General features: G+C 60.0%; 22 protein-coding genes and 3 tRNA genes. 7 read left to right on the top strand and 18 right to left on the bottom strand.

Annotated elements, in window-relative coordinates:
* Nucleotides 1-212: 212 nt before the first annotated feature.
* The 6 genes from clpX to LOY35_RS09795 form a co-directional block, all read right to left on the bottom strand.
* A complete protein-coding gene (gene clpX, locus LOY35_RS09820) occupies nt 213-1,496 on the bottom strand; it encodes an ATP-dependent Clp protease ATP-binding subunit ClpX (RefSeq protein ID WP_024778305.1) in 1,284 nt (427 codons plus the stop codon).
* Between the two features lie 107 nt (nt 1,497-1,603).
* Entirely contained in the window at nt 1,604-2,245 is a 642-nt protein-coding gene (clpP, locus tag LOY35_RS09815; RefSeq protein ID WP_003183177.1) for an ATP-dependent Clp endopeptidase proteolytic subunit ClpP, read from the bottom strand.
* A 92-nt stretch (nt 2,246-2,337) separates the two neighbouring features.
* Nucleotides 2,338-3,648, bottom strand: a complete 1,311-nt coding sequence (gene tig, locus LOY35_RS09810; RefSeq protein ID WP_258632124.1) for a trigger factor — start codon at nt 3,646-3,648, stop codon at nt 2,338-2,340.
* A 424-nt stretch (nt 3,649-4,072) separates the two neighbouring features.
* A tRNA-Leu gene (locus tag LOY35_RS09805) sits at nt 4,073-4,157 on the bottom strand.
* A gap of 58 nt (nt 4,158-4,215) precedes the next feature.
* A tRNA-His gene (locus LOY35_RS09800) sits at nt 4,216-4,291 on the bottom strand.
* Nucleotides 4,292-4,331: 40 nt separating this feature from the next.
* Nucleotides 4,332-4,408: transfer RNA gene (locus LOY35_RS09795), tRNA-Arg, on the bottom strand.
* A 281-nt stretch (nt 4,409-4,689) separates the two neighbouring features.
* Between LOY35_RS09795 and folD the strand changes: the two genes are divergently transcribed.
* Nucleotides 4,690-5,544 (top strand): bifunctional methylenetetrahydrofolate dehydrogenase/methenyltetrahydrofolate cyclohydrolase FolD, encoded by an 855-nt coding sequence (folD, locus tag LOY35_RS09790; protein ID WP_258632123.1) that lies wholly within the window; start codon nt 4,690-4,692, stop codon nt 5,542-5,544.
* A gap of 264 nt (nt 5,545-5,808) precedes the next feature.
* Complete coding sequence (pbpG, locus tag LOY35_RS09785; RefSeq protein ID WP_258632122.1) at nt 5,809-6,747, top strand: D-alanyl-D-alanine endopeptidase; 939 nt, start codon at nt 5,809-5,811, stop codon at nt 6,745-6,747.
* A 105-nt stretch (nt 6,748-6,852) separates the two neighbouring features.
* Here pbpG and LOY35_RS09780 read toward each other — a convergent pair whose 3' ends face one another.
* A complete protein-coding gene (locus tag LOY35_RS09780; protein WP_258632121.1) occupies nt 6,853-7,059 on the bottom strand; it encodes a DUF6021 family protein in 207 nt (68 codons plus the stop codon).
* A 100-nt stretch (nt 7,060-7,159) separates the two neighbouring features.
* Complete coding sequence (locus LOY35_RS09775) at nt 7,160-7,837, bottom strand: peptidase C39 family protein (protein WP_258632120.1); 678 nt, start codon at nt 7,835-7,837, stop codon at nt 7,160-7,162.
* Between the two features lie 224 nt (nt 7,838-8,061).
* Here LOY35_RS09775 and LOY35_RS09770 point away from each other — a divergent pair, with 224 nt between their 5' ends.
* Nucleotides 8,062-8,223 carry a hypothetical protein gene (locus LOY35_RS09770; RefSeq protein ID WP_258632119.1) on the top strand — a complete coding sequence of 54 codons (162 nt, stop codon included), beginning with the start codon at nt 8,062-8,064 and terminating at the stop codon, nt 8,221-8,223.
* Between the two features lie 77 nt (nt 8,224-8,300).
* Here the strand turns inward: LOY35_RS09770 and LOY35_RS09765 are convergent, their stop codons facing one another.
* Together LOY35_RS09765 and LOY35_RS09760 are read right to left on the bottom strand one after the other, a co-directional pair.
* Nucleotides 8,301-9,050, bottom strand: coding sequence for a TerC family protein (locus LOY35_RS09765; protein WP_258632118.1), 750 nt, complete (start codon nt 9,048-9,050; stop codon nt 8,301-8,303).
* A gap of 28 nt (nt 9,051-9,078) precedes the next feature.
* Entirely contained in the window at nt 9,079-9,342 is a 264-nt protein-coding gene (locus LOY35_RS09760; RefSeq protein WP_258632117.1) for a hypothetical protein, read from the bottom strand.
* 135 nt (nt 9,343-9,477) lie between these two features.
* Between LOY35_RS09760 and nhaR the strand changes: the two genes are divergently transcribed.
* Nucleotides 9,478-10,371, top strand: a complete 894-nt coding sequence (nhaR, locus tag LOY35_RS09755; RefSeq protein ID WP_258632116.1) for a transcriptional activator NhaR — start codon at nt 9,478-9,480, stop codon at nt 10,369-10,371.
* Here nhaR and LOY35_RS09750 read toward each other — a convergent pair.
* The gene (locus LOY35_RS09750; RefSeq protein ID WP_258632115.1) at nt 10,368-11,522 is read right to left on the bottom strand and encodes an MFS transporter; all 1,155 of its coding nucleotides are present in this window, start codon (nt 11,520-11,522) and stop codon (nt 10,368-10,370) included. The two genes, nhaR and LOY35_RS09750, sit on opposite strands and share 4 nt — an antisense overlap.
* Before the next feature lie 283 nt (nt 11,523-11,805).
* On the opposite strand from LOY35_RS09750, the gene sstT reads away from it, so the two are divergent.
* On the top strand, nt 11,806-13,038 hold the full coding sequence (sstT, locus tag LOY35_RS09745) for a serine/threonine transporter SstT (protein WP_258632114.1): 1,233 nt from the start codon (nt 11,806-11,808) through the stop codon (nt 13,036-13,038).
* A gap of 175 nt (nt 13,039-13,213) precedes the next feature.
* Here sstT and LOY35_RS09740 read toward each other — a convergent pair whose 3' ends face one another.
* Nucleotides 13,214-13,723 carry a DUF1993 family protein gene (locus LOY35_RS09740; RefSeq protein ID WP_258632113.1) on the bottom strand — a complete coding sequence of 170 codons (510 nt, stop codon included), beginning with the start codon at nt 13,721-13,723 and terminating at the stop codon, nt 13,214-13,216.
* Nucleotides 13,724-13,853: 130 nt separating this feature from the next.
* Between LOY35_RS09740 and LOY35_RS09735 the strand changes: the two genes are divergently transcribed.
* Nucleotides 13,854-14,501 (top strand): YceH family protein, encoded by a 648-nt coding sequence (locus LOY35_RS09735; protein WP_258632112.1) that lies wholly within the window; start codon nt 13,854-13,856, stop codon nt 14,499-14,501.
* A 3-nt stretch (nt 14,502-14,504) separates the two neighbouring features.
* On the opposite strand, the gene LOY35_RS09730 is transcribed toward LOY35_RS09735, so the two are convergent.
* Entirely contained in the window at nt 14,505-15,326 is an 822-nt protein-coding gene (locus LOY35_RS09730; RefSeq protein WP_258632111.1) for a shikimate 5-dehydrogenase, read from the bottom strand.
* A gap of 166 nt (nt 15,327-15,492) precedes the next feature.
* Here LOY35_RS09730 and LOY35_RS09725 point away from each other — a divergent pair, with 166 nt between their 5' ends.
* A complete protein-coding gene (locus tag LOY35_RS09725; RefSeq protein WP_258632110.1) occupies nt 15,493-15,843 on the top strand; it encodes a hypothetical protein in 351 nt (116 codons plus the stop codon).
* 302 nt (nt 15,844-16,145) lie between these two features.
* Here LOY35_RS09725 and LOY35_RS09720 read toward each other — a convergent pair whose 3' ends face one another.
* The 5 genes from LOY35_RS09720 to LOY35_RS09700 all read right to left on the bottom strand — a co-directional run bounded on the left by LOY35_RS09720 (nt 16,146) and on the right by LOY35_RS09700 (nt 23,873).
* Nucleotides 16,146-17,666: a nucleobase:cation symporter-2 family protein gene (locus LOY35_RS09720; protein WP_258632109.1), complete on the bottom strand. Its 1,521-nt coding sequence runs from the start codon at nt 17,664-17,666 to the stop codon at nt 16,146-16,148.
* Nucleotides 17,667-17,824: 158 nt separating this feature from the next.
* A complete protein-coding gene (locus LOY35_RS09715; protein WP_258632108.1) occupies nt 17,825-18,643 on the bottom strand; it encodes an arylamine N-acetyltransferase in 819 nt (272 codons plus the stop codon).
* A 115-nt stretch (nt 18,644-18,758) separates the two neighbouring features.
* Entirely contained in the window at nt 18,759-19,553 is a 795-nt protein-coding gene (xth, locus tag LOY35_RS09710; protein WP_258632107.1) for an exodeoxyribonuclease III, read from the bottom strand.
* Between the two features lie 37 nt (nt 19,554-19,590).
* On the bottom strand, nt 19,591-22,167 hold the full coding sequence (locus LOY35_RS09705) for an EAL domain-containing protein (RefSeq protein WP_258632106.1): 2,577 nt from the start codon (nt 22,165-22,167) through the stop codon (nt 19,591-19,593).
* 146 nt (nt 22,168-22,313) lie between these two features.
* A complete protein-coding gene (locus LOY35_RS09700) occupies nt 22,314-23,873 on the bottom strand; it encodes a GGDEF domain-containing protein (protein WP_258632105.1) in 1,560 nt (519 codons plus the stop codon).
* Nucleotides 23,874-24,843 lie beyond the last annotated feature (970 nt).

The following is a 24,843-nucleotide window of genomic DNA, read 5'->3' as shown; positions in this document are numbered from 1 at the left end:
CTCAACGGCGGCCACAAGGCCGGAAACAGATGGAAGTAAGCTTGAAACCAAGATGGGGGCAGCCTTGAAAAAAAACAAGCGCTAAGGCAAATGCCAGACGGTTAAAAGAAATAAAAGTTATACACAACTCTATGTGGCGAGGGGATAAATCCCCTCGCCACATAAAAGCAAAGGGGCCCGAAGGCCCCTCCTTTGTTCCAGCAGCTGGACGCTTAGGCGTCCGGTGCAGCCTTGGCAGCCGGCTCACTGTTTTCGTAGATATACAGCGGCTTGGACTTGCCTTCTATGACACTTTCGTCGATCACGACTTTGCTCACCTCGGACTGCGAGGGGATTTCATACATCGTATCGAGCAATACACCTTCGAGAATCGAGCGCAGCCCACGGGCACCGGTCTTACGCTCCAGGGCACGCTTGGCCACCGACTTCAGCGCGTCGGAACGGAACTCCAGGTCTACACCTTCCATTTCGAACAGCTTGGCATACTGCTTGGTCAGGGCGTTCTTCGGCTCGGTCAGGATCTGCATCAACGCGGCCTCGTCCAGCTCGTCCAGCGTCGCCAGAACCGGCAGGCGACCGACGAATTCCGGGATCAGACCAAACTTGACCAGATCGTCAGGCTCGACTTCACGCAGGGACTCACCGACCTTCTTGCCCTCTTCCTTGCTGCGTACTTCGGCGTTGAAGCCGATGCCGCCGCGCGTGGAACGGTTCTGGATGACCTTCTCCAGACCGGAGAACGCACCACCGCAGATGAACAGGATGTTGCGGGTGTCGACCTGCAGGAACTCCTGCTGCGGATGCTTGCGACCACCCTGGGGCGGAACGGAAGCGACCGTGCCTTCGATCAACTTGAGCAAGGCCTGCTGCACGCCCTCACCGGATACATCCCGGGTGATGGACGGGTTGTCGGACTTGCGGGAAATCTTGTCGATTTCATCGATGTAGACAATGCCCATCTGGGCCTTTTCGACATCGTAGTCGCACTTCTGCAACAACTTCTGAATAATGTTCTCGACATCCTCCCCCACGTAACCCGCCTCGGTGAGGGTGGTTGCGTCGGCGATGGTGAACGGAACGTTCAGCAAACGGGCCAAGGTTTCGGCAAGCAGGGTCTTACCCGAGCCTGTCGGGCCGATCAGCAGGATGTTGCTCTTGCCGAGTTCGACCTCATCATTCTTTTTGTCACGCTGGTTGAGGCGCTTGTAGTGGTTGTAAACCGCTACGGCCAATACCTTTTTCGCACGCTCCTGACCAATTACATACTGGTCAAGGATGCCGCTGATTTCTTTAGGCGAAGGCAACTTATGCGCGCTGCTTTCGGCCTGGGCTTCCTGCACCTCCTCACGGATGATGTCATTGCACAGGTCGACGCACTCGTCGCAAATGAAGACCGAGGGACCGGCAATCAATTTGCGTACTTCATGTTGGCTTTTGCCACAGAAAGAGCAATAAAGCAGTTTGCCGTTGTCCTCGCCGTTGCGGGTGTCAGTCATTCGATCGATCCAAATCCGATAGGCTTGCAACACAAGATGAAGGCAATTGCGGGCTTTTTCAAGCCCGCAGGCGGCCGGTCATCCCAACCACCTGCATTTTGAGTGGCTCAGGCAGGCATTTGACGCTTGTTGATCACGGAGTCGATCAGGCCATATTCGGCTGCACGCTCAGCGCTCATGAAGTTGTCACGCTCGGTGTCTCGCTCAATGGTTTCGAGGCTTTGACCGGTGTGATGAGCCAACAGCGAGTTCAAACGCGAACGAATGTGGAGGATTTCCTTGGCATGGATGTCGATGTCCGACGCCTGACCCTGGAAGCCGCCCAATGGCTGGTGAATCATCATGCGCGAGTTAGGCAGGCAATGACGCTTGCCCGCTGCGCCGCCGGCGAGCAGGAAAGCGCCCATGCTGCAGGCCTGGCCGATGCAGATGGTGGAAACGTCCGGCTTGATGAACTGCATGGTGTCGTAGATCGACATGCCTGCAGTCACCGAACCGCCAGGTGAGTTGATATAAAGATGGATATCCTTGTCCGGGTTTTCCGCTTCAAGGAACAGCAGTTGCGCCGCAACCAGGTTGGCCATGTAGTCTTCAACGGGCCCGATCAGGAAGATGACGCGTTCCTTGAGCAGGCGCGAATAGATGTCATAGGCACGTTCGCCGCGGGCGGACTGCTCGATAACCATCGGGACCAGGCCGCCTGCGGCCTGGATGTCAGAGCTCTGCTGATAAAAAGAATTGCGGGACATGTCTCGCAGTCACTCCCAAATAGTTATGTCTTGAATACGCATAAGCCAGCGCGAAGGCTGGCTTATGGTGTGTATTTCTTACCGCAGAACAATCAATCGGCTTGTGGAGCTTCCACCGGCTTGACCGCTTCTTCGTAAGAGACCGCTTTATCGGTCACGCTAGCTTTCTGCAGAACAGTATCCACAACTTGTTCTTCGAGCACAACCGAACGGACTTCGTTCAGCTGCTGGTCATTCTTGTAGTACCAGGACACGACTTGCTCCGGCTCCTGATAAGCCGAAGCCATTTCCTGGATCAGCTCGCGAACGCGGGCTTCGTCAGGCTTGAGTTCGTATTGCTTGACCACTTCCGCAACGATCAGGCCCAGTACGACACGACGCTTGGCTTGCTCTTCGAACAGCTCGGCCGGCAGTTGATCAGGCTTGATGTTGCCGCCGAACTGCTGAACAGCCTGCACACGCAGACGGTTCACTTCGTTGTCCAGCAGGGCCTTAGGCACTTCGATCGGGTTGGAGGCCAGCAGACCGTCCATGACCTGATTCTTGACCTTGGATTTGATGGCCTGACGCAGCTCACGCTCCATGTTCTTGCGAACTTCGGCGCGGAAACCTTCCAGACCGGTTTCCTTGATACCGAACTGGGCGAAGAACTCTTCGTTCAGCTCAGGCAGCTTAGGCTCGGAAACACTGTTGACGGTCACGGTGAACTCGGCGGCTTTGCCGGCCAGGTCCAGGTTCTGATAGTCCTCTGGGAAGGTCACGTTCAGAACGCGCTCTTCGCCGGCTTTCGCGCCGACCAGGCCATCTTCGAAGCCCGGGATCATGCGACCGGAGCCCAGCACCAGCTGGGTGGCCTTGGCGGAACCGCCGGCGAACATTTCACCGTCGACCTTGCCGACGAAATCGATGTTCAGTTGATCTTCGTTCTGCGCGGCGCGATCGGCCACTTCGAAACGGGTGTTCTGCTTGCGCAGGATGTCCAGCATCTTGTCAAGGTCGGCATCCGACACGTCAGCGCTCAGGCGCTCGACGGCAATCGATTCGAAACCGGCAACGGTGAACTCGGGGAACACTTCGAAAGTGGCAACGAATTCCAGGTCCTTGCCTTTTTCCAGCACTTTAGGCTCGACCGATGGCGCGCCGGCCGGGTTCAGCTTCTGCTCGACCACGGCTTCGTAGAACGAAGACTGGATCACGTCGCCCACGGCCTCTTGGCGCGCATCAGCTTCGTAACGCTGACGGATCACGCTCATTGGCACCTTGCCTGGACGGAAACCTGGGATTTTGGCCTTTTGGGCAGTCTGCTGCAGACGCTTGTTGACCTGAGTCTCGATGCGCTCAGCCGGCACGGTGATGCTCATGCGGCGCTCAAGAGCAGTAGTATTTTCAACAGAAACTTGCATGGATATTCCTCGTTGCACAGACGTTGGCCGGGCGTTTTCCGACCCCAGAATCAAGGGCATGCATTCTAGTAGGTCAAACTCAAGAAGTCACCCTACTGAAAATGGCTGGAAAACAGGCGCCGACATTAGGAGCGAGGCAAACGGTCATGCCTCGCCCGGATTGCAAATACAGCCGATCATTCCAGAGGCTCTGCGCCAACGCTTCTATATATAGAAGCGTGAACCCGCACCTCCCCGGCACTCGAGTTCCGCCAGGAGACCGACGGGCATACTGCGCATCATCGCGAAACACAATCGCAACAACCCATCGCCAAACCTGCCCCGAAACAAGGCAGGCAACAAACCACCTGAATGCCGAAAACAAAAACGGCGCAGCCCTCTTCAGGTACTGCGCCGTTTTCTGCTATTCAAATAGCGACTTGTATGGTGCGGACGGAGAGACTCGAACTCTCACACCTTGCGGCGCTGGAACCTAAATCCAGTGTGTCTACCAATTCCACCACATCCGCGTATCAAGCTTTTAAAGCAAAGGCGCCAGATTGTTAGATCTGGCGCCTTTCTAGAATATGGGGTGGACGATGGGGATCGAACCCACGACAACGGGAGTCACAATCCCGTGCTCTACCAACTGAGCTACGCCCACCATATTGCCTTGTTGCGTTACTTGTGCCAAAGCTGCCTAATGGCGCACCCGGCAGGACTCGAACCTGCGACCATCCGCTTAGAAGGCGGATGCTCTATCCAGCTGAGCTACGGGCGCCTTTTTAATCTGTATTCTTTGACGATTACAAACTAAGTGCTTTCAGTTTTGCCGAATTGAAACAACCAACTCTGCTCCACCTTCTTAACCAGTGCTAGGCTGTGCCCGACAAGTGCGACGAATGTTATAGACGGCCTGATAGGTCGTCAACTCTTTTTTAAAAAAAATTCATTTAATTAAAGGGGTTAGGGGAATTTGCAGACCAAGCGTCTTTGCCCTCACGCCTCGGCATGCGAGAATGCGCTCTCTTTTTTTCCCCTCTCGATGGTTAACCACGCGCAATGACTGCACAACTTATCGACGGCAAATCGATCGCCGCCAGCCTGCGCCAGCAGATCGCCCAACGCGTCACCGAGCGTCGCCAGCAAGGCCTGCGCACGCCCGGTCTCGCGGTGATCCTGGTCGGCAGCGATCCCGCCTCTCAGGTTTATGTCTCGCACAAGCGTAAAGACTGTGAAGAGGTCGGCTTCCTTTCCCAGGCCTACGACCTGCCTTCCGAAACCACCCAGCAAGCGCTGGCCGATCTGATCGATCGCCTGAACGATGACCCGAACATCGACGGCGTTCTGCTCCAGCTGCCCCTGCCTGAACACCTGGATGCCTCCGGACTGCTGGAACGCATCCGCCCGGATAAAGATGTCGACGGCTTTCATCCTTATAACGTCGGTCGCCTGGCCCAGCGCATCCCGCTGCTGCGCCCCTGCACCCCCAAGGGCATCATGACGTTGCTGGAAAGCACTGGCGTGGACCTTTATGGCCTCGATGCCGTCGTCGTCGGCGCGTCCAACATCGTTGGCCGGCCGATGGCCATGGAGTTGCTGCTGGCGGGCTGCACCGTGACCGTGGCCCACCGCTTCACCAAGGACCTGGCCGGCCATGTCGGACGCGCCGACCTGGTGGTCGTGGCCGCCGGCAAGCCAGGCCTGGTCAAGGGCGAGTGGGTCAAGGAAGGCGCCATCGTCATCGATGTGGGGATCAATCGCCAGGACGACGGCAAGCTGGTGGGTGACGTGGTCTACGAGACCGCCCTGCCCCGCGCCGGCTGGATCACGCCAGTACCTGGCGGCGTGGGCCCGATGACCCGCGCCTGCCTGCTGGAGAACACGCTGTACGCGGCTGAAACGCTGCATAGCTGAGTTTCCCCGACAACAGTGAAACCCTGTGGGAGCGAGCCTGCTCGCGAAGCGGTGCGTCAATCAGCCATGAAATCGCTGACACGCCGCCTTCGCGAGCAGGGCTTGCTCCCACATTGGTTTGCCCTTCCTTCATTAAACTTTATTTATTCTCGAGGCCCAGCGGTGCAGGCATGTAGCGCTGTTGTCGCCCATACTCATAAAATGCAGCGCTTTTTTCCAAAGCCGTTGCTGAACGGCCTCTTCAATACTATCGAGTCTATTCGCGTGAAAATCCGTATTTCGATCCTCAGCCTGTTCATCGCTTTCTCAGGCGCGCTTATCACGCAGAACGTCAACGCGCAGGAAACCATCGCAACCCCCCGAGACACGTCAAAACTGCAAGTCGCTTCGGGCAGCGCGATGCTGCTGGATCTGCAGACAGATAAAGTCGTCTACTCCAGCAATCCGGACGTGGTGGTGCCCATCGCTTCGGTGACCAAATTGATGACCGGGCTGATCGTGCTGGATGCCAAGCAGGACCTGAACGAGTACATCTCCATTACCATTGCCAACACTCCGGAGATGAAAGGGGTGTTTTCCCGGGTCAAACTCAACAGTGAACTGTCCCGTCGTGACGTGTTGCTGATTGCGCTGATGTCCTCGGAAAACCGCGCCGCCGCCAGCCTCGCGCATCATTACCCGGGCGGTTACGCGGCGTTCATCGCCGCCATGAACGCCAAGGCCAAGGCACTGGGCATGACCAGCACCCACTATGTCGAGCCGACTGGCCTGTCGATCCATAACGTGTCCACCGCCAGGGACCTGACCAAGCTGCTGATTGCCGCTCGCAAATACCCCCTGCTGAGCGAATTGAGCACCACCAAGGAGAAAACCGTCACCTTCCGCAAGCCGGTTTACAGCCTGGGCTTTCGCAACACCGATCACCTGATCCACAAGGACAACTGGGATATCCAGTTGACCAAGACCGGCTTCACCAACCAGGCCGGCCACTGCCTGGTGCTGGTGACGAAAATGGGTAATCGCCCGATGGCCCTGGTTATCCTCGATGCCTTCGGCAAATACACCCATTTCGCCGACGCCAGCCGGATTCGCAGCTGGGTCGAGACGGGCAAGAGCTCCAACGTTCCGGCGGTAGCCATGCAGTACAAGGCGGCGAAGAACCTCAAGAGTCGCCAGAGCGGCGTGGTGGAAGCCTCCAAGTAATTGATGAATGCGACGGCATCTGTGGCGAGGGGATTTATCCCCTCGCCACAATGGCTCATAAATCATAGAGAGCAGCATTACCCGCCCCGTTGGGCTTTCTTTCGCTCAATGCTTCAGGTCACCGAGCGGATCATAGGCCTTGGCCCGGGGTTTACCCTTATCGTCTTTCTCGTCACGAGGGGCTTTGGCCGGCCCTATCGGATCGACTTGCGGATCATCGAGATCCGGGGAATCCGGATCGAATCCCAGCTCATCATCAGCGGACGAATGTTCGGAAGAATGGGGTCCCGTGGGCGTTTTCGATTGTGCCATACCTGCCTCCTTGAATCATGGCCCGAACAGTCCGGGCCCTGATGATAAGAGTTTCAGGCGTGCCGGGTTGTGCCCGGCAGGTGACGAACGGGGCACGCCATCAATGCGTTGACCCCAGGGTCTTGGTGGCCCGCGCCGCTGCCTGCTCTTGCCCTGCCCCGGCCAGCTCGTCCGCCGCTTTCAACCAGCGCTGCGGGTTGACGTTGGCTGGTAGCTGCGTGGGCCGCTGGAGCAGTACCGCCCAGCCGCCGGCATCCTTGAAGGCCGATTCGAACCCGCTGAAGCTCATCAACAGTCTCCGGTTCATGCCCGAACGCAGCAGGACCGTGCGCTTCTGCCGGTTATAGCCGGCGAGAATCCCGTATCGAGGTCCACCCCATAATGCCGTGCCCTCGGTGTAGCGCAGCAACACCGGATTGCCCGCCGCGACCTGCTCCAACAATGCGGGCAATTCACTGTCGAGGGGATACACCACCAACCCGTACTCTCGCGCCAGGGTTTGCATATTCTGCTGCAAACCGGCTTCGCCACCTGGCAGGTGCAATGGTTTCTCCAGCAACCCCGGGGTAATCACTGTACCTTGCGCGGTCAGCACGGCAGCCAGGGATTGCGGGGCACCCTGGTACATCTCGCCGCGATAGAACGGCACGCTGTTGAGTTCCACCCGTTCGGGCAGGCGCTGGATCTGAGGCGGCACGCTGCCCGCGCAACCCGCCAGGGCCGCAATGCAGGCAGTCGCGAATACCAGTGATCGAAAAGAAGGAATGGCCGGCAACATGATGAGTCTCTAGTTCAGGTACCCGATGAACGGGCCAAGGCTTGGGCCGTCGATCATAAAGCGCCCACTGGTCCGGGTATAGCCTTAAACAGCAGTCTCGCTGCCGCGATAGAACGAACCGCTCCGTTACCGATGAGCACAAACGACTGACTGCAACACTTGATCGACTAGACTGTCCATTGAACTGAGTACGTTGCCCCGGACCGGGGCTGAGGGAGGCCCGCATGAGCCTGACAACGACAATCCTGATGCTGGTATTCGGCTGGCTGAGCGTAGCGACAGCCATGCTGTGGGGTTTGCTGCGGATCACTCGCCGCCATCATCCGTCCCCATCCAGAACGGAAGAACCCGCGGAACCCAACCGACGCCACGCCGCCGCGCACTGATTGCTACTGTCTTCAATAAAAAGCCGACGCAAAAAAACCGCCCGGGCTGAACCCGGGCGGCTTGCGCATGCCTGCAATCAGGCTTCGTTGCCCGACGCCCTTTGCCGGGCGCGACGGGCCATCATGTTCAGCATCTCAATCGCAGCCGAGAACGCCATGGCAGCGTAGATGTAGCCCTTGGGCACATGGGCGCCGAAACCTTCGGCGATCAGCGTCATGCCGATCATGATCAGGAAGCCCAGCGCCAGCATGACCACCGTCGGGTTGTTGTTGATGAAGCGGGCCAGCGGTTCAGCCGCCAACAGCATCACCAGTACCGACACCACCACCGCGATGATCATGATCGGCAAGTGCTCGGTCATGCCCACGGCCGTGATGATGCTGTCGATGGAGAACACCAGGTCGAGCATGAGGATCTGACCGATTGCGGCGGCAAATCCAAGGGTCACGCCAGACGTGGCCGACTTGGGATCGTTTGGCGCGGGATCCATGCTGTGGTGGATCTCGGTCGTGGCTTTCCACAACAGGAACAGGCCGCCGGCGATCAGGATCATGTCCTTCCAGGAGAACGCCTGGCCGAGGATTTCGATGACCGGTTCCGTCAACTGTACGATGAACGCGATAGTGCTCAACAAGCCCAGGCGCAGGATCAGCGCCATGCCGATCCCGATCCGCCGCGCCTTGGCACGATGCTGTTCAGGCAGCTTGTTGGTCAGAATCGAAATGAAGATCAGGTTATCGATACCCAGCACGATTTCCATGACGACCAGGGTCGCCAGGGCGATCCAGGCGGTGGGGCTGGCAGCAAGCTGTAGAAGATAATCCATGGGTCAGTCCTGGCTCGATGTGACGGCGTTAGATGGCTTGGGTGGAAGATTCGGTTTTGTCAGCGTCGTCCGCCGGTGCTTTTTTGGGGCTGATCAACCCGCCAGTGGCGTCGTTCAGCGCCTGCTCGGCAGCCTTGTGGGTATCGTCGATGGCTTTTTGGGCCGCGTCGACCGCTTGCTCCTTCAACTGCTGGGCCAATTGCTCAGCGCTTTTCTCGGCCTGCTCACAGCCCACGAGTGCCATTGAAGACATCGCCAGAAGGGCTGCAAGACCCAGGGATTTGTATGTCATGAATAAATGCCTCTGTGGAAAGACGGAGCCCGAAGATGGCTCACCATTGGCCAGGCATTCTAGAGAGGTCGATACTTCAGGAAAATTCGTATTTTCAGCGTCTATACTTCGGTTTTTACGAAGCCAGGTGAACCCATGCTCAATTATCGACAACTGCATTACTTCTGGGTGGTGGCCAAGACAGGCAGCATCGTGCGGGCGTGCGAGCAGTTGAACCTGACCCCGCAAACCATCAGCGGGCAGATCTCCCTGTTCGAGCAGACGTATAACATCAAATTGTTTCGCCGCGTCGGACGGCAACTGGAGCTGACCGAAGCCGGTCGCCAGACGCTGCCTTACGCCGAGCACATGTTCCAACTGGGAGGCGAACTGGAGCTGATGCTGCGGGCCCAGCCCAACGAACAGCAGACGCTGTTCCGGGTCGGGGTGGCGGATGTGGTACCCAAGTCCATCGTCTATCGACTGCTGGCGCCGACCATGGAGCTGAGCGAACCGCTGCGCGTCACCTGCCGCGAGGACAAACTCGAACGGCTGCTGGCGGACCTGGCGATCCAGCGCCTGGACCTGGTGATTTCCGACAGCCCGATGCCCAGTCACCTGGACATCAAGGGCTACAGCCAGAAACTGGGGGAATGCGGCATCAGCTTCTTCGCCACCGCCGCGTTGGCCGAACGCTACGGGCAGGATTTCCCCCGAGGCCTGCAGGACGCCCCCCTGCTGATCCCCGGCCCGGAAACCGTGGTCCGCAGCCGCCTGCAACGCTGGTTTGCCGAGCAGCAGATCCAGCCGCGCATTGTCGGTGAGTTCGACGACAGCGCGTTGATGCAGGCCTTCGGTCAGTCAGGCAGCGGGATTTTCATCGGCCCGAGCGTGATCGCCGAAGAGGTGCAGCGCCAATACGGCGTGCAGGAGATTGGCCAGACCGACGCGGTGAGCGAGTCGTTCTATGCCATTTCCGTAGAGCGCAAGGTCAGCCATCCGGGCATCGTCGCGATAGCCGAGGGCGCACGTCGCGAGTTGTTCCACTAAGCGTGGACGGGTCGGGGCTTGAAAGTCATCAGCAGCAGCGCCAGCAGGATCGATACCAGGATGAACCCGGCCGCCGCAAAACCGACGCTGCCCAGGCCCAGCGTATCGATGACCCGCCCGCCGACCATCGCCCCCAGGCCAATGCCCAGATTGGCGCCAGCAATGTTCAGCGACGCGGCAAAGGCTGGCGCCTCTGGAGCGGCCTTCATCAACCGCACGTGGCTGACCAGGAACAGCGCGGCCTGGGTCACACCCCAGATTGCCATCGCCGCGGCCAGCCACAGGGTCGAATGAATGCTCGGCACCAACGCCACCATGCCGCCGATCATGAACAGGCAGAACACCATCGACGCGATCAGCGGATGCCGGTCCACCGCTCGCCCGCCCAGGGAATTGCCCACCAGCCCCACGGCGCCGAACCCCATCAGGCACCAGCCCACCAGCGTGCCATCGAACCCGGCGAGACGCTCGAGGATGTCTGCCAGGTAGGTGTAGGCGGTAAACATGCCGCTGAACACCAGGATCGACAACAGCACATGACCTTGCATCAACGGGCTGCGCAAGATCTTGAACTGCGAGCGGAAGCTGACTTGATGCAAGTGCAGGTTGGTCTTAGGCAAGTAGATGAACAGCAATAGCGCCTTGGCGAAGGCGATGACGGCCAGGATCGCGAAAGCACTGCGCCAGCCGAACGCATCGGAAATCAGCGTACCCACCGGGATCCCGAATACCGTGGCGCAGACAATGCCGAAGCCGATCCGGGCAATGGCCCGTCCGGCATGCTGCGGCCCGACGATGTCCACCGCCGTTTCGCTGGCCAGCGCCCAGAACACCGGCAGGCCGAGGGCCGGGATCAACCGGGCAATGGCCATGACCCAGATATCGGGGGCAACGGCCGCCAATGTGTTGGCCAGGCCGAACATCAGCAGTACGCTGATAAACAGTCTGCGCCGTTCGAAACGGGCAAACCAGGCTGTCAGGAATGGCCCGAACGCCGCCACCGTAAACGCGAACAGCGTCACCAGCAATCCGGCCTGGGGAATGCTGACATGCAGGTCGCGAGCGATGGATGGCAGCAGGCCAACAATGATGAATTCCGTGGTCAGCACCGTGAAACCGGCGGCCGACAACAGAAAAATGGGTAACAACATGCAGAACTCCGAGAAAACGACAACACCAGCGTTGGCCTGAGGGCCCGCTGGAGGAAGAGAGAGGTGAGAGAACCAAAGCCTAACAGAATGTGGGCCACAGACAAATGTGCTTAAACACCTGAGTGACGGATCGTCACAGGTCCGTCAGATTCTTTACCGGGCTGTGCTAAAGTCCGCGACCCGCAAATATCGAACATTTCTTCCGGTCCCGCTCACGTGGCCTGCCCGCTTGTTGCCCTGAACACGGACCGTTGCCCACAACAAAAAACACATGGATAGCCGTATGACTGCTTTATCCCCTTCCCTTCTGCAACGCTTCAAACGCACCAGCCTGGTGACGCAAATCGTCATCGGCCTGATCATCGGTATTACCCTGGCCTGGCTGGCGCCGGACGTGGCGAAATCCACTGAATTCATCGGCAAGGTCTTCGTCTCCGCCCTCAAGGCCGTGGCCCCCATCCTAGTGTTCGTGCTGGTCATGGCTTCGATCGCCAACCATAAGCAAGGCCAGGAAACCCATATCCGGCCGATCCTGTTCCTGTATCTGTTGGGCACTTTCGCCGCGGCGATAGTTGCGGTGGTTGCCAGTACCCTGTTCCCCTCCAGCCTGGTGTTGTCCGCCCAGGACGTGGCTGTCACCGCTCCCGGTGGCATCGGCGAAGTGCTGCAAAGCCTGCTGCTCAGCGTAGTGGATAACCCGGTCCGGGCGCTGACCAGCGGTAATTTCATCGGCATCCTGGCCTGGGCCATCGGCCTGGGGATTGCCCTGCGCCACGCCGGCGAAACCACACGTACCGTGCTCGATGACCTGTCCAACGGCGTGACCGCGATCGTGCGCCTGGTGATCAGCTTCGCCCCGCTGGGGATCTTCGGGCTGGTCGCCTCGACCCTGGCCACCTCCGGCTTCGGCGCCCTGCTCGGTTACCTGCACCTGTTGACCGTGCTGATCGGCTGCATGCTGTTCGTCGCGCTGGTGGTCAACCCGCTCATCGTGTTCTGGAAACTGCGGCGCAACCCGTATCCGCTGGTGTTCACCTGCCTGCGCGAAAGCGGCATCACCGCGTTCTTCACCCGCAGTTCAGCGGCCAACATTCCGGTGAACCTGGAACTGAGCAAACGCCTGGGCCTTCACGAAGACACCTACTCGGTGTCGATCCCACTGGGCGCGACCATCAACATGGCCGGCGCCGCGATCACCATCACCGTGCTGTCCCTGGCTGCGGTGCATACCCTGGGGATCGTGGTGGATGTTCCGACAGCGGTGCTGCTGAGCGCTGTCGCGGCCATTTGCGCCTGCGGCGCGTCCGGCGTGGCCGGTGGTTCGCTGCTGCTGATTCCCCTGGCGTGCAGCCTGTTCGGCATCCCGAGTGAAATCGCCATGCAGGTGGTGGCCGTGGGGTTCATCATCGGCGTTCTGCAGGATTCGGCGGAGACGGCGTTGAATTCTTCCACCGATGTGCTGTTCACCGCGGCGGCCTGCCTGGGTGAGGAAGAAAGACTCGCGCGCACGGCATAACCGTTGCGGTAGGTGCACCATCGTCATCGCGAGCAGGCTCGCTCCCACAAGGGGCCAGCGGTAACCACGGAACCAATGTGGGAGCGGGCTTGCTCGCGAAGCAGGCACCTGGGTGCATCAGATGAAAAAGCCCGGAACGGCTCACACCGTCCCGGGCTTTTTCATGCCTGCGGGCTTAGAACGCGCCCATGTAGTCGCGCTTGCCCACTTCCACACCGTTATGACGCAACAGCGCATAGGTGGTGGTGACGTGGAAGAAGAATTGCGGCAGGCCGTAGGTCAGCAGGTAGTTCTGACCGGTGAAGCGTTTTTCCTTCGGCGTGCCCGGGCGGGTGACGATCTCGATGTTTTCCTTGCCATCGATCTGCTCGGGGCTGATGCCGTCGATGAAGGCCAATACCTTGGTGATCAGGGCTTGCAGTTCGGCGAAGGTGGTTTCGCTGTCGTCATATTTCGGCACTTCAATCTCGGCCAGGCGAGCGGACACGCCTTTGGCGAAATCCACGGCAATCTGCACCTGACGCACCAGCGGGAACATGTCCGGGTACAGGCGGGCTTGCAGGAAAGCGTTCGGGTCGATGTTTTTTGCAGTCGCGTGGGCTTCGGCCTTGTTCAGGACGTCACTCATGGCGTTGAGCATCTGCTTGAAAACCGGGATGGAAGCGGCGTACAGGGAAATAGTCATGGCGATCTCATGCAGGTGATGGGAAGGGAACACATCAAACGGAGGCGATTATAGCCACGGCTTGTTGCACACCTTGTCTTTTATTGCGCAAGGATTAGGCTAGACGGCTTCACAGCATAGGGGACGCGCGATGAGCATCGAAGAACAAGGTCAGGCCGAAGAACCACGGCTCAACAGCACGGAAATCCGCATCCTCGGTGCCCTGGTGGAAAAACAGGCCACCAACCCGGAAACCTACCCATTGACCCTCAACGCCCTGGTTCTGGCCTGCAACCAGAAAACCAGCCGTGAACCGGTGATGAACCTCACCCCGGGCCAGGTCGGCCAGAGCTTGCGGGCGCTGGAGGGTCGCGGCTTTACCAAACTGGTCATGGGCAGCCGCGCCGACCGCTGGGAGCATCGGGTCGACAAGGCCCTGGAGCTGGTACCGGCCCAGGTCATCCTGATGGGCCTGCTGTTCCTGCGCGGCCCGCAAACGGTCAACGAACTGTTGACCCGCAGCGGTCGCATGCATGACTTCGAAGACGCCGAGCAGGTGTTGCATCAACTTGAACGCCTGATTGCCCGCGGGCTGGCGCTGCTGGTGCCACGCCAGGCCGGGCAGCGGGAAGACCGCTACGTTCATGCCATGGGCGACCCGTCGGACATCGAGGCGATCCTCGCCGCCCGCCAGCACCCGGTGGAACGCGGTGCCGGCAGCGGCGTCTCGCTGGAACGCATCGAAGAGCTCGAAGCGCGGATCGCGGCATTGGAGGAACGCCTCGCGCGTCTGGAATAGCCCCTACGCGGACCGGGCAAACGCCACGGCTTTCTCGAACTGTTCCAGGCTGGGCCGCACACCGGTATACAGCACAAACTGCTCCAGGGCCTGGATCGCAACCACCTCCAATCCGGTGATGACCCGTTTGCCCTCGGCCCGGGCACGCACGATCAGCGGCGTTTCCGATGGAATGGCCACCACATCGAACACAGTCTCGGCTGCGGCGATGGCGTCGGGCCCGAACGCCAGTTGATCGGCTTCCGGCCCTCCGGTCATGCCGATTGGCGTGACATTGATCAGCATCCGGGGCCGCTGCTCCCCCAGTTCGGCTTGCCACTCATACCCCAGGGACTTGGCCAGGGCCCGCCCGGCGGTTTCGTTGCGGGCGACGATCAGCCCTTGCTGGTAGCCACCGTCACGCAAGGCACTGGCCACGGCCTTGGCCATCCCGCCGCTGCCGCGCAGGGCAAAGGTCGAATCCTTGGGTACGGCATGGGTTTGCAGCAATTGGGCGACGGCGATGTAGTCAGTGTTGTAAGCCTTCAAATGGCCATCGGTATTGACGATGGTGTTGATGGACTGGATCGCGGCGGCGGAGGCGTCCAGCTCATCGACCAGGGCAATGCAGGCCTCCTTGAACGGCATCGACACCCCGCACCCGCGGATGCCCAGTGCGCGGATACCGCCGACCGCACCGGGCAAATCTTGGCTACTGAAGGCCTTGTAATAGAAATTCAGGCCCAGTTGCTCATACAGGTGATTATGAAAACGCAGGCCGAAATTCCCGGGGCGCCCCGACAGCGACATGCACAGTTGGGTGTCTTTGTTGGGATTGATTTGCATGTTTATTTCCTTGCATTCACTTTCTGACAAGCGGGATCACCGCCCGCCCGACCTTACACAATATTTACCCAACGGCGCCGCAAATCCTGGGAAAATCGTTGTCAGAGCAAGTACCCCCGTGACCTTTTACCGGTCTGTTACAAACGGGGCCAAACGAGGAACCACCATGAATCGTAAACTCCCTGTCATCGCCCTGCTCGTGGGGGCACTCGCGGTCACCGGCCAGGCATCCGCCCATGGTCGCGGTGGTTGGGAGGGTCCCGCAGTGTTTGGTGCAATCGTCGGCTCGGCCATTGTCGGCTCGGCGCTCATCAACCGTGACCGGCCGGTGTACGTGCAACAACCGGTCTACGTCCAGCCGCAACCGGTTTATGTACAGCAGCCTCCACCGGTCTATTACGAGCCACAGCCGGTGTACATCGAGCGGCCTATCTACTATCGCCCGGCACCGGTGTATTACGGGCCACCACGGGGCTACTACTACGGCCCACCCCACGGCCATTACCGTCGCTGGTAACCGAAAAAAAACAGCCTGTGATCCTCGATCACAGGCTGTTTTTTTATGTGGGAACCGGGCTTGCCTACGATAAATCCGGCACCGCCACCATCGATGCCAACTGACCCACCGCTATCGCGAGCAGGCTCGCTCCCACAGGGGATTGGCGGTCAGACGCTGGTACCGGACTCAACCCGATCAACTGTGGGGGCGAGCCTGCTCGCGATTGGGCATGTCAGTCGACAACGTTGTCGCTGATCCACACCGCTATCGCGAGCAAGCCCGCCCCCACAGGTGTTTGTCGCTGATTTCAGCTGGCAAGATCAGACATGCTCACTGCTTTTCAGTCGTGCTGGCTCATGCTCCACCGTCGAGTGGGAAGGCTCTGCCACCACCGGAACTTCATTGCCATCGCAATCATGCAGCTTGCCGTCGCTGAAGTAGTCGCCTTCACGTAGCGCCGCCAGGTCCTGGTAACGCAACACCCGCTCGGTGCCGGCGGCAAAGACTGACTGCTGGTCGGAGTTGCCTGCGGTGAGGTGATTGAAGGCCAGGTTCAGGATGATCGCCATGATCGCCGAGGAACTGATGCCCGAATGGAAAATCGTCGCGAACCAGCTCGGGAAATGATCGTAGAAGTTTGGCGCGGCGATGGGAATCATGCCGAAGCCGATGGAGGTGGCGACGATGATCAGATTGACGTTGTTGCGGTAGTCGACTTTCGACAGGGTCCGAATGCCGCTGGCGGCCACGGTGCCGAACAGCACGATACCCGCGCCGCCCAAGACCGAGGTCGGTACCGCGGCGATCACCCGGCCCATAAATGGCAACAGCCCCAGTACCACCAGGAACACCCCGCCCGTGGCCACCACGAAACGGCTCTTGATCCCGGTCACCGCCACCAGGCCGACGTTCTGGGCAAAGGCGCTCTGGGTGAAGGAGCCGAAGATCGGCGCGATCATGCTCGACAGCATGTCCGCCCGCAGACCGTTACCCAGGCGTCTCGAGTCAACCTTGGTGTCGATGATCTCGCCCACCGCGAGGATGTCGGCCGAGGTCTCCACCAGGGTCACCATGATCACGATGCACATCGACAGGATCGCGGCGATGTGGAACGTCGGCATGCCGAAGTGGAATGGCGTGGGGAAGCCGAACATCGGGCCTTCGCCGACAGATGAAAAATCCGCCATGCCGAGGAATACCGCGATCACCGTGCCAATGACCATTGCCAGCAGAATCGACAAACGGGAAATGGTCGCGCTGCCCATCTTGCTGAGCAACAGCACCAGCACCAGCGTGACGGCGGCCAGGCCGATGTTGGCCATGCTGCCGAAATCGGCGGCGTGACTGTTGCCGCCCATGGCCCAGCGCGCCGCCACCGGCATCAACGTCAGGCCAATGGTGGTGATGACGATGCCGGTGACCAGCGGTGGAAAGAAACGGGTGATTCGCGAGAACACCGGGGTGATCAGCAAGCCGATCAGGGACGCGGCGACCACCGCTCCCAGAATGGCCTGGAAGCCCCCCTCCCCGCCGGTCCCGACAATCGCCACCATGGTCGCGACCCCGGAAAACGATACGCCTTGCACCAAGGGTAGCTGGCACCCGAAAAACGGCAGGCCGAGGGTTTGCAACAAGGTCGCCAGCCCCCCCGCAAACAATGACGCCGCAATCAACAGGCCGATGTCCGCCGATGACAGACCGGCCGCCTGGCCGATGATCAAGGGCACCGCGACGATGCCGCCGTACATGGTCAACACATGCTGCAGGCCGTAAGCCATATTCGCGCCGACACCAAGGTTTTCGTCCTCGGGCCGTGGGAGTGAAACATGGGGCGTTTTCATGGTTCGGGGGTTCCCTGTTTTTTGTTATGGGCACACTGTATTCAAAACTCAGGACAAATGTCCATAGAGTTGTATACAATTTCCCACAAACAAATCAGCGTCGCTGGGCCAGTGGTCTGTACGGTTGATTCAAGTACTCGAATTAGCCACACAGACCACTAGAGGAGCCCGGCCACCGCAGGCCGTAACAATTCCCGTGGTGGCACCCGCAGGTCGAACTCGGTTTCCAACAGATCGATCAGCTCGTCGACATCGGTGATGAGCCGTCGCTCGCTCTCCTGCCCCATCCGATGCACGGCATAGCTGTTGCCGTTGAGGGTCTTGCGTAAGCCGTCCCCGGTGCGGGCCACCATCAACCGGCCCATGAATGGCGAGTCGGGATGGTTGCAGACGTACCAGTTACCCAGTGTGTAGTCGATGTCTTCCTGGCGTTGCAGGTCGAACAGGTACATCGGCCGCCAATCGCCCGCGACGCTGGCACGCAACAGGTAGCCGTCCGGATGGTCCTCGATGCGATACGGCTCATGGGGCGTCGCCTGGATGTCGCGGCTGTCCAGCAGCAGCGGCCCGGTGGGCACCATGCCACCGAAGCCGACATCGGTGATGTAGCGCACGCCGTCTATCATCACCAGGCTGAGGCGATGGGTCCGGGCGGTCCAGGCACCTTCGGGCGCGTTCATCACCACCCGGCCAGTGATTCCGCGGACGTCAAAACCCAACTCCTGCAACAGCGCCAGGAACAACTGGTTGAGTTCGTAGCAATAACCACCACGTCCCTGTTCGAAAACTTTCCGCTCCACCGATTCCAGATCGATAGACACCGGCTGGCGCAACAGCGTCGAGAGGGTTTCAAAGGGGAATTCGGCCGTGTGGCGGCTTTGCAGCTGACGCAACGTATCGAGCGTCGGGGCGGGCGCTGTGGCAAAGCCCAAGCGTTGCAGGTAGCGGCGCGAATCGCTCAGTCGGGGCTGGTTCATGCGGGTGTCCTTTTCCTGGTCCGGTGCAGGGCTGACCGGCAGCACGCTGCGTTTGACGCCAGATATAAGGCATTCCCCCGGCATAGACAACAACCGACCGAGACGCGCCGGACTTTCAGTGCCGCTTGCGTGAGCCCAACCGGATCCAGGTAGGGGCATGATCGCTGGGGTGCGGCTGGTTCCTGACCCAGGCGTCCACGCCCGCCTCACTCAGATAGGGGCTTGCCGCTGGGTTGAGCAGCAGGTGATCGATGCGCAGCCCGGAGTTTTTCTGCCAGTGCTGCCGGAAATAATCCCAGAAGGTGTAGATCCGCTCGTCCGGGTATAAATGGCGCAACGAATCCGTCCAGCCCTGATCCAGCAACCGTTGATAGCACTCGCGACTTTCGGGTTGCAATAGCGCGTCCTTTAGCCAGGAGCGCGGGTTATAGATATCGATGTCGGTGGGCACCACGTTGTAGTCGCCGGCCAGCACCACCGGGTGATCGCTGGCCTGCAGCGCCTGGGCGTAGTCAATCAGCCGTTCGAACCATGCCAGTTTGTAATCGAACTTGGGCCCTGGTTGCGGGTTGCCGTTGGGCAGGTAAAGACAACCGACCAGCACACCATGCACGGCCGCCTCCAGATAGCGGCTGTGGCTGTCGCCCTCATCGCCAGGCAAGCCGCGCCGGCTCTCCAGCGGTTGCGCGTCTCGGGCCAGTATCGCGACGCCGTTCCAGGAGGCCTGGCCGTGCCAGATCGCCCCATACCCCACCGACTCCAGTTCGGCCGCCGGAAAATCCTTATCGAGCGCCTTGAGTTCCTGCAGGCAAACGATGTCGGGCTTCTCCCGCTCCAGCCATTCCAGCAGGTTGGGCAGCCGGGCGCGAATACCGTTGATATTGAAAGTCGCGATGCGTAATTTTTTCATGGACCAGAACCTCGAAGTGCCAGGACGTCAGGGGTATTCAGGAACCGGTTTTCGACAGCGGCCGAGAGTTTTCCAGCAAGTTCGAAAATGCCTGCTTATCGATCGGACGACTGAGGAAATAGCCCTGTACTTCATGGCATTGGTCCGAGCCAAGCGAACCGAGTTGAGCCAGGGTTTCCACACCCTCGGCCGTGACGGTCAGGCCCATCGCCTTGCCCAGGTTGATGATCGCCTGGACCACCGCACGGTCGTTGCTGCTGTTGCTCATGGACGCGATAAAGCGCTTGTCGATCTTGATGCCATCGAAGGGATAGGTGCGCAAGTAGCCCAGGGAGGAGTAGCCGGTCCCGAAATCGTCCATGTTCAAACGCACGCCCAGCTCCTTCAGGGCATTCATGACCTGGAGGGCACCGTCCACATCGTTGAGCATCACGTTCTCGGTGATCTCGAGTTCCAGGCGACTCGCTGGGAAACGGGTTTCGATCAGTATCTGGCGTACGTCCTCCACCACATCGCTGCGCTCGAACTGCGCCGGCGACAGATTGACCGACACCATCAGGTTCCCCGGCCAGGTCAGCGCGGTTTCGCAGGCCTCACGCAGCACCCAGCGCGAAAGCGGAACGATGAGGTCCGTCTGCTCGGCCAGCGGAATGAAAGCATCGGGACCGAGCAGGCCCTGAGTGGGGTGCTGCCAACGCACCAAGGCCTCTACGGCCACGATCTCCCGGCCGTCGACTTTGTAGCGTGGCTGGAAATGCAGGATGAATTCGTTGTTCTTCAACGCCTGGCGCAGGTCGCTTTCCAACTGGCGTCGATGCTGGATCTGGTCGTTCATCTGCGGAGCGAAATAACACCAAGTCTTCTTGCCCTCGGACTTGGCCTGGTACATGGCAATGTCGGCACAGCGAATCAGCTCGCCGGGCACGTCCCCCTGGCGCCGACTCACGGCAATACCGATGCTGGCGCCGATGTGCAGGGCATGGGTTTCGTAGTGGATCGGTTGCTGCAGGCTCTCGATCAAGCGTGCGCAGAATCGGTCGATCTCAGTGGTGTTCTCCATCCCGCCGAGCACCACGACGAACTCATCGCCGCCCAGCCGCGCTACCAGGTCCTGCTCACGGGTGATGTCGCGCAGGCGCTGTGCGACCTCCAGCAGTACCGCATCGCCGGCCGGGTGGCCCAGGGAATCGTTGATCGGCTTGAAGTTGTCCAGGTCTACCATCAGCAAGGTCACGGGGGCGGAATGTTCCTTGGCGGCCAGAGCCTCTTCCAGGTACCGCGCCAGCTTGTTGCGGTTCGGCAGGCCGGTCAGTGCATCGTGCAGCGACAGATGCTGGACCTGGGCATGAGCAGCCACCTCATCGGTGATATCGCTGGCGGTGCCGCGGTACCCCACCACTTCGGACTTGTCGTAGATCGGCCGCGCCGATACCCGGCAGAAGCGCAGTTGCCCGGCTTGGTCGCGGTAGCAACAACGCAGATTGCTCGCACTCTGGTCTTCGGTCAGGTTGCCCAGCCACAGGGCAATCGGGGTGGTGTCGCAGTACAACAGTTGCTCGATGTCCTGGCCCAGCCATTGCTGGTAGGAAAACCCAGTGACCGTATTGAAGCGTCCCGACAGATAGGTGATGCGCTGCTGAGCATCGATTTCCCAGATCCAGTCGGAGGCCGCCTCGGCCACGGCCCGAAAACGCTCTTCGCTGGCTTCCAAGGCCTGGGTCGAGCGCTCCAGGCTGTCGTAGCTGGCATCCACCTGCCGTGCCGTGCGCAGGGCATAGCGGAAAAAATAGGCCGTGAGCAGCGCCAGGATCAGCAGCGCCCCACCCAGTGGCGGCATCAGCGACCAGAGTAATTGCCGGCCCGGCTGTTCGAGGCGGGACACCAGGCTGTAGCCGGTGCTATCCAGCGGCACCGCCGGATGATCGGAGGCCAGCTCGTTGTCTTTCTTGAGATTCAGGTCGATGAGGCCGTAACGCTTGCCCAGCGCGCGCAGTTTGACGTAGGTCAGTTGGTCGACGAACAACAGGATCGACGTGCCCTTGGCGTCGACCCGGGGACGCTCGTCATTCGGCAGGATCACCGAAGCGGTGACGATGGCCGGCCAACCTTCGAACAAGGTGTAGCGGACCACAGGAACGGTCAGGTCGGATTGCCCCTGGAGCTGATCCACCAGATCCTTCAACGGCGTGTCGAGATACTCTGTCGCCTCCGCCTGCACGTTCTGCCCCCGCACCACCGCGTATTTGGTGTGCTCGCGGTCGACGACGAACACACCCTCATACTCATCGTTGGTGAACAGGGTCTTGCCCATGTTCTGTTCCGCATAGGCCCAGTGCACATCGACTTCACCGTTGAGGTGCTCATAGGCGGTGGTCCAGTAGGTGTAGCTGGTGATGTAGTTCTTCGAGGCGATGATGCGATTTTCCACGGCGCGCTCGGTGTAGAAGTGCGTCTTGCGCACGTCCTCTGCATCCAGCTCCCGGGCAATGTTGAACAATGCCGCGACGGCCATCAGGACACCCAGGACGAACAACCCGGCGACTGCGGCCACCAGGCGTCGGGTAATCGGCGTGTGGCGGGTGACACTGGAAGGAATATCGGCAGCGGTCTCCATTTACCTGCTCCTGTCCGATCGGCTAACGGCGAGTTCCTGAGCAATGGACCCTTGTCAGTCGGCGATGATTCCAACGGATCTCAGGGTTCTGGTCGCTTGTGTGGCTGATTCGTGCACCCGATTTCAGCGCCAGGACTTGCCAGGCGCTAGCGCGCCAGCGTATCGAGGCCACCTTCCGTCGACCACACCGCCACCCGATTGCGGCCGCTGTGCTTGGCCTGATAAAGCGCTGCGTCGGCCCTCTGGATAAAGACCTCGATGCTGTCCAGGCTGCTGGGCACGAAGGCGTGGCAACCCAGGCTCACCGTCAGGTAACCGGTGGGGGAGCCAGAATGGGTGATGTGCTTGTCGATGAGGCTCTGGCGGATCTGCTCAGCCAGCGTCATGGCGCCTTGCAGGTCGGTATCGGGCAGTAGCACCGCGAACTCTTCGCCGCCATACCGCACCGCCAGGTCGGCCTTGCGATGGCAGCAGTCCTTGAGCACTTTCGCCACTTCCGCCAGGCGATGGTCCCCGGCCACATGCCCATAAGTGTCGTTGTAGCGTTTGAAGTAGTCGATATCGAGCAGGATCAGGCTCAAAGGACTGCGCTGGCGGGCGCCCCGGCCAAACTCGATATCCAGGGCCCGCTCGAACAGCCGGCGATTCGCCAGCCCGGTCAGGCTGTCATGGGTGGCGATCAGTCTCAACGTTTCCTGAGCCTTGCGCAGGTCGGCCTCGATCCGCTCACTGTTACGCACCTGGTGCACAAACACCCAACCGAACAGGCAAATGCCCGTGACCACCAGGGCCACGATGAGACTGGACTGAAAGGCTTTGCCATACCAGCCGGCGAGGATCGTCTGCTCGGACATCGCGACGGTGACCATCAGCGGATAGGCCTGCAAGTGCTGGTGACCGTATAGTCTGACGACGCCGTCGGCGGAGCGGGTCATTGCGGTGTCGGGGTCCTTGATTCCCGGGTCATGCCGGAAAAGGCTCTCCCGGGACATGGTCCGGCCGATCTGCGTCTCATCGAAGGGGCGTCGGGCCAACAAGGTTCCGTCAGTCAAGGCCAGGGCCATCTCGCCCTTGTCGTCAAGGCTGAAGCTTCTGAAGAATTTATCGAAGTAGGACATTTTGATCCCGGCCAGCAGCACGCCCTGGAACTTGCCGTGCTGATCATTCACGCGCCGGGAGACGGGAATGATCCAATCGCCATTTTGCCGGCTGCGAATGGCCGGCCCGATATGGGCGTTCAGTGAGGCGTTCTGCTGATGGAAAGCGAAATACTCCCGGTCCGCCACCCCATCGCCTTTTTGCAACTCATCGAAGGAGGTAACGACCCAATGCCCGCTCTTGTCGAACAGAAACAGGCCGTGCAACTGCTCCAGTGATTGCACGCGTCGGGCAAAGGCTTCGTGCAGCCGCGGTTGCAGCGCCGGACCGAAGCCATCGGCCTGCATCCAGTCGGTCAGGCTGGTCAGCACCAGGTCAGCCTGCAGGAAGGTATCCTGGGCTTGCTGGGCCACGGCCCGGGTCAGGTTGGTCGAGGCGATGCCCGCTGCCTCGAGGTCGTGGCGACGGGATTGCTCCAGTTGCAAGTAAAGCAAGCCGCACAGGCACAGGCAGACCGCAGCGATAAACGCCACCGCTGCCTTGAGCAACGGCAGGCGCTTGAGAGCACCGCCGGGGGTATTGAGCGGATCGTGGATGAAGATAGGCAAACGAATTCCCGGGAGGGCAAGACATGAGCGAATCGCTCAAAGCCCCCAATAGACAAGCTTAGCCTACCGCTTGTAGGGCGGCAATTTGCCGGTGCACCGTAGCTGATGGGCGGGAATATGGATCCAAAAATCCTCTATTGCCAGCCAGCACAGCGCTGAACCTGTGGCGAGGGATTCATCCCCGCTGGACTGCGCAGCAGGCCCAAACCAGTCCACACCATTTGCCTGATGTACCGCGATGTCAGGATTCAGGGCCGCTGCGCAGCCCAGCGGGGATAAATCCCCTCGCCACAAGAGCTTTCATCATGGGGCAGGCAGATACTGCCCCTGCCGCAACCGGCGAACGTCAGGTCCTTATCCATGCACACTTCAAAAATCCTCTATTGCCAGCCAGCACAGCGCTGAACCTGTGGCGAGGGGATTCATCCCCGCTGGACTGCGCAGCAGGCCCAAACCAGTCCACACAATTTGTCTGATATACCGCGATGTCAGGATTCAGGGCTGCTGCGCAGCCCAGCGGGGATAAATCCCCTCGCCACAAGAGCTTTCATCATGGGGCAGGTAGATACGCCCCTGCCGCCACCGGCGAACGTCAGGTCTTTATCCATTCTATTGCCAGCCTGCACAGCGCTGAACCTGTGGCGAGGGGATTCATCCCCGCTGGGCTGCGCAGCAGGCCCAAACCAGTCCACACAATTTGTCTGATATACCGCGATGTCAGGATTCAGGGCCGCTGCGCAGCCCAGCGGGGATAAATCCCCTCGCCACAAGAGCTTTCATCATGGGGCGGGCAGATACGCCCCTGCCGCAACCGGCGAACGTCAGGTCCTTATCCATTCTATTGCCAGCCTGCACAGCGCTGAACCTGTGGCGAGGGGATTCATCCCCGCTGGACTGCGCAGCAGGCCCAAACCAGTCCACACCATTTGCCTGATAAACCGCGATGTCAGGAGTCAGGGCCGCTGCGCAG

The sequence above is a fragment of the Pseudomonas sp. B21-028 genome (assembly GCF_024749045.1).
GTDB lineage: Bacteria > Pseudomonadota > Gammaproteobacteria > Pseudomonadales > Pseudomonadaceae > Aquipseudomonas.
This window is presented reverse-complemented; position numbering and strand designations above follow the sequence as displayed.